The following is a 7,495-nucleotide window of genomic DNA, read 5'->3' on the forward strand; positions in this document are numbered from 1 at the left end:
ACCTGTCTAATTCATCGTAGGCTAACTTTATTATTGGTGCTTTTTCTGCTATTTTCCTTAAGTCTTCTTCCGTAGTTTCATCTGCATATTTGAAGAAAAATAACCAACGATCCACTATGCTTTCTAGCTGTTCTTCCTTATTCTTAGGAAATTTAGGTAGTTCAATAAATACAAATTGAAAATCTTTTAAGTCATGCTCATTGGTTTTCTCATCTCTTATAGTGTGGCTGGATATATAATCAAGCTTATCAGGAAATAAATTACAATTAGAGATAGCAATAAAGAAAACCTTCTTTAAATCAATGTACTTACCAGATTTATCAGCTTGCCTTGAGTAAGCCTTAGCAGCATATAATTGAGCTCGTTTTTCGAAGCCTTTATCGCGAGTAAGCTGCATTTCAATCACATACCTGGCCCCACTAGAATCCCTGCAAAGAACATCAACTATACTTTGTTTATCAGATGCAATTTCAGGATCCATTATAGTACTGAGGAATTCCACTTCTTGTATAGTATTTATCTCAGCAAACCCTAAAATATCATTCAAAAAATGTATGAGAATATTCTTATTTTTTTCAGTGCCAAATATTTTTTTGAAGGTCAAATCCAGCTTAGGGTCGAGAAACTTAGATAAAGCCATAGCCAAAGTGCTTAAAAATATTAATAATTATACACTATTATTAACAATTATTCAACCATATTTTTGAAGATAGCTATGCTGCCGCGAACCGTCATACCGCCGCGGTATCTCTAGATCCCGCTAACAAGCAGCGGGATGACGAATTACTTAACCGTCATACCACCGCGAACCGTCATACCGCGATTCATTCGCGGTATCTCGGCATAGATTCCGCTAACTAGTAGCGGAATGACGATTGTGTATCGTGTTTTGCTAAAAATCACAGAATGCAGTCTGGTTACATTACTCTAGCTATACGCAACAACTTTACTTTCAACAATTTTATTAGCAATAATACGACTTTCACAATCAATATTTATTATATCAGATAGTGAATTAATATCAGTATAACTATCAAAACTTTCCATTGTTGATTCCACTATCTCTACTATTTTTAAAAAGCCAATTCGTGACTTCAAAAATTCATTAACAGCTATTTCATTTGCAGCATTGAGCACAATACTATTTGCTTGTGGAGCAGAAGAGTTTAACACTGCCATGCTAAGCTTTAGCGCAGGAAAACGTTTATGGTCTGGTTCTTGAAAGGTCAATTTTCTTTGCTTTATTAAATCTAATTTACGATTTAAAGCTGATCTTTCCGGCCAAGACAAAGCATATGAAATGGGAATTGCCATGTCAGTTTCTGCAAGCACAGCAAAGTTGAACCCATCCTTATAAGTTACAATTCCATGTACTATTGACTCAGGATGCACTATTGCTTCAATTTTATCCGGGCTGATGTTAAACAAGTTATGTGCTTCTATTATTTCTAGTGCCTTATTCATCATTGTTGCGCTATCAACCGAGATTTTCTTTCCCATATTCCAAGTGGGGTGACTAAGCGCCTGATCTACCATGATATTTCTTAATTGCTCAAGGCTATAATTTAAGAATGGTCCACCAGAAGCAGTAAGTATGATCTTTTCTACGCATTTGTCGTCATTTTGCAAAATTTGAAAAATTGCATTGTGCTCAGAGTCAATAGGGATTATTTGTACATTTTTTTCTTTAGCTTTTTTGAGTAATAACTTTCCACCGCAAACAATGCTTTCTTTGTTTGCTAATGCAATGACTTTGGTACCGCTTTCTATAACCTCCATAACTGGCTCAAGGCCTGCAATGCCAACTATTGCAACAACTGAGAGATTAACAGGTATGGTAGCAATATTTGTAGCACCAATTGCTATTTTTACATCTGTACCAAGTAGATTTTCTTTTAAATCTTTGTAAAACCTTTCATCGGAGATAGCAACGTATTTTGCATTCAGCAGTTTTGCTTGGTGTGCCAGTAGAGCAAAGTTCGAATGGGCACTTAGTGCTTCCACTTGGTATTCTTCTTTTCTCTTTGAGAGCAAATCTACAGTCTTTTTTCCAACACTTCCTGTTGACCCTAAAACTGAAACCTTTTTCACTAAGACAAACTCATGTTAATTATAACAACAGCAACTTTTCTTATTAGGCCTTCTCGCATACTATTCAGCAGTTTTTAAGCGTTTAACCAAGTTCATGCCCGTGGTCATCACCAACAGATGGTGAAGGACCAGGTGAAAAAGATTGACCATGGTGATCACCTGCATCATGCATGTCTTGCAAACCATCAGCATTATGAGCCATTTCATTATTGGCATGAGGGTAATCATCTGAGTGAGGTCCCTCATCACCATGAGCCATATCCATTCCTTCTGATGGCATATCTTCCCCACCTCCACCTGAAAAATATTCTGCAAGGCCTTCAAGAAATTTTATGCCAAACATATTACCTGATTTTCCAAACAGCGTTACTAGACTACTACCACTCACCAAACCTTCAAACACGTTACTATAAGCAGCAATTGCTCCTTCATGAAAGTTGAACAACCATTTCATTCCATCCACGACTGTTGAAACAGAGTCACTATGACCAAGACCAAAACCACTTTTCTCACCAGCAGCTTCTTGGTGTTGCTGCTGCGCTTGCCATTCTGCAATATTTGGACCTTGAGCTTCACTCATAAATTTTTACTCTCAACCTTAAGCTATTATTTTATCACAAATATTGCAAAATATCAATAGAGCTTTTGAATATAGCTAATACAAACAATTTCTGTCATCCTATATATAGCTAAACTGACTTACGACAATTTGAAAAACGACAAATTCGTCATTCCGCTACTAGTTAGCGGAATCTATGCCGAGATACCGCGAATGAATCGCGGTATGACGTGTTGCTTGGGTCAGCTATAGGATCCAGTTTGAAAAAAATCTGAATTCCAATGTTCACTACCTTTTACAAAGTTAAAACTTAAAAATATGACTGTTAGCAATAGTGTATATATCTTTAGCTATATATAATGAATGAATTTTTTTATATATTCGTTATTAGTATTTTGTATTTCCTGAACAGTTCCATGGGAAATGATCTCCCCTTCATATAATACTGCTATTTTATCAGCTATTTTAAATGCGCTATGAATATCATGTGTAATCGTGATAATTGTAGGGTTAAGATCTCTAGATAATTTTATTATTATCTCGTTTACTATATCTGACATAATTGGGTCCAATCCTGAAGTTGGTTCATCCAAAATAATGATTTCTGGATTGTGTGCAATCGCCCTTGCAAGTGCCACTCTTTTTTTCATTCCACCTGATAGCTCTATTGGAAACATATCTGCTATATTTTCTTCCAATCCAACATCATTTAACTTCTCGATTGCTAGCTGTTTTGCCTCTTTTTTGCTGATATTAAAGCGCTTTTTATAATTAAAAGATATATTTTCCCACACTGTAACGTAGTCAAATAAAGCGGAATTTTGAAATAAAACCCCAAATTTATTTTTGCTTTTACTATTTATTTTAACAGACCCTGAGTCTGGAGCAAGCAAGCCAATGATTGTTTTTGTTAGTACAGATTTGCCGCTTCCTGAGCCACCAAGTATGACTAATGATTCCCCTTTTAATATATCAAAATTTAGATCTTTTAGTACTGTCCTATCATCAAAAGATAAGCTTAAGTTCAATATTGATATTATGGGGTTACGCATGTATCAAAGTAATCATGTAGTTTGCTAAAATGATCAGTATGGACGATAAAACAACAGTTGATGTTGTAGCAACACCTACTCCTCGTGCACCTTCTTTGCAATGGTAACCGTAATAGCAGCTTGAGACAGAAATTATGGCGCCAAATACAGTTGCTTTTATTAGCCCAGTTATAAAATCATACGTGTTAAAGAACTGAGCTGTGTGTTTAATGTATATATTTAAATTGTGGTTAAATTCGAAGACTGCAGTGATACATCCTCCAAATATTCCTATTAAATCTGCACATACTGTAAGTATGGGAAATACTATGATTGACGCTAAAATCCTTGGTGCAACTAAATATTTAAAAGGGTTGATGTTCAAGGTTGTAAGTGCATCTATTTGCTCGGTGATGCGCATTGTACCAATTTCTGCTGCAACTGATGATCCAACCTTTCCTACCATTATTAAGCTGATCAAAACTGGTCCTAACTCTTTAATGATAGTGATCGTAACAAGTTTGGGTATTATCTGTTCTTGGTTAATTAATGGGTCACTCAAGCTACTTTGTAAAACTATCGCCGCTCCTATAAAAACTCCAGTGAGCCCAACAATTGGCAGAGAGAAAAAGCCTATCTCTATAATTTGTCTTGCTATGTTGCTAAAATAATATGGTGGCACAAGGCAGTGGTATAGAGATTGAATAAAAAATATGAATGCACTACCAAGCCTTAACAAAAAATTGATAAAGTACCTACCAATTATTCTAACACTATTTATATCAAAAAAGCTCACTTTGTATTCATTTTAGCTAGAGGTTAGTCTTACTGATTTTATTAAAATTTTTATTAACTTTATCGCAAAGTATAGCTGAGATATGTTTTAAGTTCAATATACTTGATGTTTTAATTTAAAGCTTAACCCAAGAAAGGTTTCCCTACGTCATACCGCAATTCATTCGCGGTATAGATTCCGCTAACGAGTAGCGGAATGACGGTTTTTCAAATTGTAGAGCCACTTTAGCTATAGAACTCAATTACATAAGCAAACCTTACTTATTTTACTATCCCTGTTTACTTCCTGTAAAAAACATGTTACTAATGTATTGTATTTTGTAGTAGAATGGAGGAAATTTTGGCAGTTCCAAAAAGAAAAAAGTCAAAGTCAAGGCGTAATATGCATCGTTCTCATCATGCTATTCAGCCTAAGAATATTGTGGTGTGTTCAACAACTGGGGAATTCATGTTGCCTCATAACGTAGCAGTTGATGGCAGTTACAAAGGAAAACGGGTTTTCATTAAGCAACAGGCAGAGTGACTATTATGATATGTTATCTACGGTCAATAATAATATAGTTATTGCACTTGACGCTATGGGGGGCGATTTTGCGCCTCTTTCCGTAATTCATGGTGCTGGTTTTTTTTTAGACAACCTTGTTGACCCAGGCATTAAAGTTTTTTTTCATATTTATGGAGATAAGGAAGAAGTATCTCCTTTGCTTTTGAAATATAAAAAAGTAAGTAACAATTCTGAGTTTACTCATTGTTCTGACAATGTCCTTGCAAATGATAAGCCATCTTTTGCACTGAGGCATCGTAAAGACTCAAGTATGAAAGCTGCCATTGAGGCAGTAAAAAAAGGTAAAGCTTTCGGAGTGGTATCTTCAGGCAACACCGGAGCGTTGATGGCAATTTCCAGATTTATTTTAGGAACATTACCAAACATTTATCGTCCTGCTATTGCCTCTATCTGTCCAACTAAGACAAAAAGCTTTGCTTTGCTTGACCTTGGTGCAAATGTCGATTGTAATGCCGATTCGTTATTCCAATTTGCATTAATGGGTAGTATATTTGCAAAAATAGCATTAAAAATTGACAATCCTGAAGTTGCTTTGCTAAATATCGGTACAGAAGAAGTTAAAGGTAATGACTCAGTGCGCGGCGCTTTTGAGTTGCTTAAAAACGCTCCAGGCATTAATTTCAAAGGGTATATAGAGGCAAGTGAATTTTTAGAGGGTAATATAGATGTGATTGTTGCTGATGGTTTTGTTGGCAATGTAATGCTCAAAACGGCTGAGGCAACTGCTAGTACCTTTATCAATCTAATAAAGCAGGAAGTATTCAACTCGTGGATAGCGAAAATGCTTGTTGGTATATTGTTAAAATCCAAACTAAATAAAGCATTAACGCGTTTTAATCCCAAAATTAGAAGTGGAGCTATGTTTTTAGGGCTGAATGGTATCATCATTAAAAGTCATGGAAATTCTGATGCTATTTCTTTTGCCCATGCCATAAAATTTGCAGTAAATGCAATTAGTGAAAATTTAAATCAAAAGATAATTAACGGGGTAAGTCATATTGAATAAGAGTTTCATATTAAGCACTGGATCTTACCTACCAAGAAAAATGTTGAGTAACAACGAAGTTGCATCGGTAGTTGAGACAAGCGATGAATGGATAAGGCAGAGAACAGGAATAGTTCAAAGGCATATAGCAGATGAAGGAGAATTAACGTCAGATCTAGCTGTAAATGCAGCAAAAAGTGCTATAGAAAAAGCTAAAATTTCAGTGGATGAAATTGACTTGATTATAGTTGCAACAACGACACCTGATAAAACTTTGCCTAGCTGTGCAACGATTGTACAAAGTAAGTTAAAATGTAAAAATGCATTTTCTTTTGATGTACAAGCAGCATGCTCTGGTTTTATATATGCAGTTACAGTTGCTGATTCGCTCATAAAATCTAACAATAGAATTAAATCTGCGCTCGTTATTGGTGCTGAAATAATGTCTAGGATTGTTGACTGGGAAGATAGGTCAACTTGTGTACTCTTTGGTGATGGTGCTGGTGCAGTGATAATAAAATCAGAAATGGGTAGCAGCGGCATCATATCAACAAACTTACACTCTGATGGCAATGTGGACATACTATGTACGAACGGAGGGATATCCTCAACTGGTGATTCTGGAAAAATACGCATGAATGGAAGAGAAGTGTTTAAACATGCAGTGGATAAGTTAACAGTCTCAGTAGAGGAAACTCTGAAATGCAATAATTTGAAAATCACTGATATTGACTGGTTAATTCCCCATCAAGCAAACATTCGTATTATTGAAGCAGTAGTAAAGAAATTAGATTTTCCTATAGAGAAAGTGATTAATACCGTTGATAAGCATGCAAACACCTCAGCGGCATCAATTCCACTGGCCTTAGACTATGCAATACAAGAATCAAAAATAAAATTAGGAAATCTGGTACTGCTGATTTCAATAGGTGCAGGCCTGACCTGGGGTTCTGTGTTGCTGCACTATTAGACTTCCTGCATTACCTCCTGTCACCCAAGTACTCTCTCTTGTCATCCCAGCACCTTCTTCCTGTTATCTGAGTAGCTGACACTGTACGAACATTGTCTATCAGGAGGATGTCATCCCAGTAGCCCCTTCGGTGTCATTCCAGTGCTTGACACTGGAATCTAGCAAGCTTTGCTTGCAAATAAGTCTAATACGCGTCGCGTTTTATGCCAAAACACAATTGGAGTTACATGCAAAATAGATCCCAGACTGGGATGACAAAAAAAGGAGCACTGGAATGACAGCAGTCCTACGTCATACCGCGATTCATTCGCGGTATCTCTAGATCCCGCTAACAAGCAGCGGGATGACGAGCTTATTGTCATGCTGCCGCGAACCGTCATACCGCGATTCATTCGCGGTATCTCATCCGCTAATACCAATTCTCACTGCACAACAAACAGATAGACAATAATGGAAAAAAAGCCATACTAAACTAAGTGTAATAGCGAGGTATAAATGG

General features: G+C 36.4%; 8 protein-coding genes. 3 read left to right on the top strand and 5 right to left on the bottom strand.

Translation table 11 applies throughout. The features are described 5' to 3' along the window. From OZD66_RS02110 to OZD66_RS02130, 5 genes are all read right to left on the bottom strand, one after another. A partial coding sequence (locus OZD66_RS02110) for an Rpn family recombination-promoting nuclease/putative transposase (protein WP_275022083.1) occupies positions 1 to 640 on the bottom strand: 640 nt, incomplete at its 3' end. A 287-nt stretch (positions 641 to 927) separates the two neighbouring features. Then, positions 928 to 2,091, bottom strand: a complete 1,164-nt coding sequence (gene dxr / locus OZD66_RS02115; RefSeq protein ID WP_182367345.1) for a 1-deoxy-D-xylulose-5-phosphate reductoisomerase — start codon at positions 2,089 to 2,091, stop codon at positions 928 to 930. Positions 2,092 to 2,173: 82 nt separating this feature from the next. Beyond that, the gene (locus OZD66_RS02120) at positions 2,174 to 2,671 is read right to left on the bottom strand and encodes a hypothetical protein (RefSeq protein ID WP_182367341.1); all 498 of its coding nucleotides are present in this window, start codon (positions 2,669 to 2,671) and stop codon (positions 2,174 to 2,176) included. A gap of 329 nt (positions 2,672 to 3,000) precedes the next feature. After that, entirely contained in the window at positions 3,001 to 3,702 is a 702-nt protein-coding gene (locus OZD66_RS02125; protein WP_182367338.1) for an ABC transporter ATP-binding protein, read from the bottom strand. Then, positions 3,695 to 4,477, bottom strand: coding sequence for an MlaE family ABC transporter permease (locus OZD66_RS02130; protein ID WP_182367335.1), 783 nt, complete (start codon positions 4,475 to 4,477; stop codon positions 3,695 to 3,697). Before OZD66_RS02130 ends, OZD66_RS02125 begins: the two co-directional genes overlap by 8 nt. Before the next feature lie 339 nt (positions 4,478 to 4,816). Between OZD66_RS02130 and rpmF the strand changes: the two genes are divergently transcribed. Genes rpmF through OZD66_RS02145 form a run of 3 tightly spaced genes read left to right on the top strand, consistent with a single transcriptional unit; the run spans position 4,817 to position 6,996 of the window. Further along, complete coding sequence (gene rpmF, locus OZD66_RS02135) at positions 4,817 to 4,999, top strand: 50S ribosomal protein L32 (RefSeq protein WP_065094662.1); 183 nt, start codon at positions 4,817 to 4,819, stop codon at positions 4,997 to 4,999. Between the two features lie 10 nt (positions 5,000 to 5,009). Next, positions 5,010 to 6,047, top strand: a complete 1,038-nt coding sequence (plsX, locus tag OZD66_RS02140; RefSeq protein WP_182367437.1) for a phosphate acyltransferase PlsX — start codon at positions 5,010 to 5,012, stop codon at positions 6,045 to 6,047. Continuing rightward, entirely contained in the window at positions 6,040 to 6,996 is a 957-nt protein-coding gene (locus OZD66_RS02145) for a beta-ketoacyl-ACP synthase III (protein ID WP_182367333.1), read from the top strand. The genes plsX and OZD66_RS02145 overlap by 8 nt, the downstream gene beginning before the upstream one ends. Positions 6,997 to 7,495: the final 499 nt, after the last annotated feature.

The organism is Wolbachia endosymbiont of Drosophila baimaii (assembly GCF_028982185.1).
Taxonomy (GTDB): Bacteria; Pseudomonadota; Alphaproteobacteria; order Rickettsiales; family Anaplasmataceae; genus Wolbachia; species Wolbachia pipientis.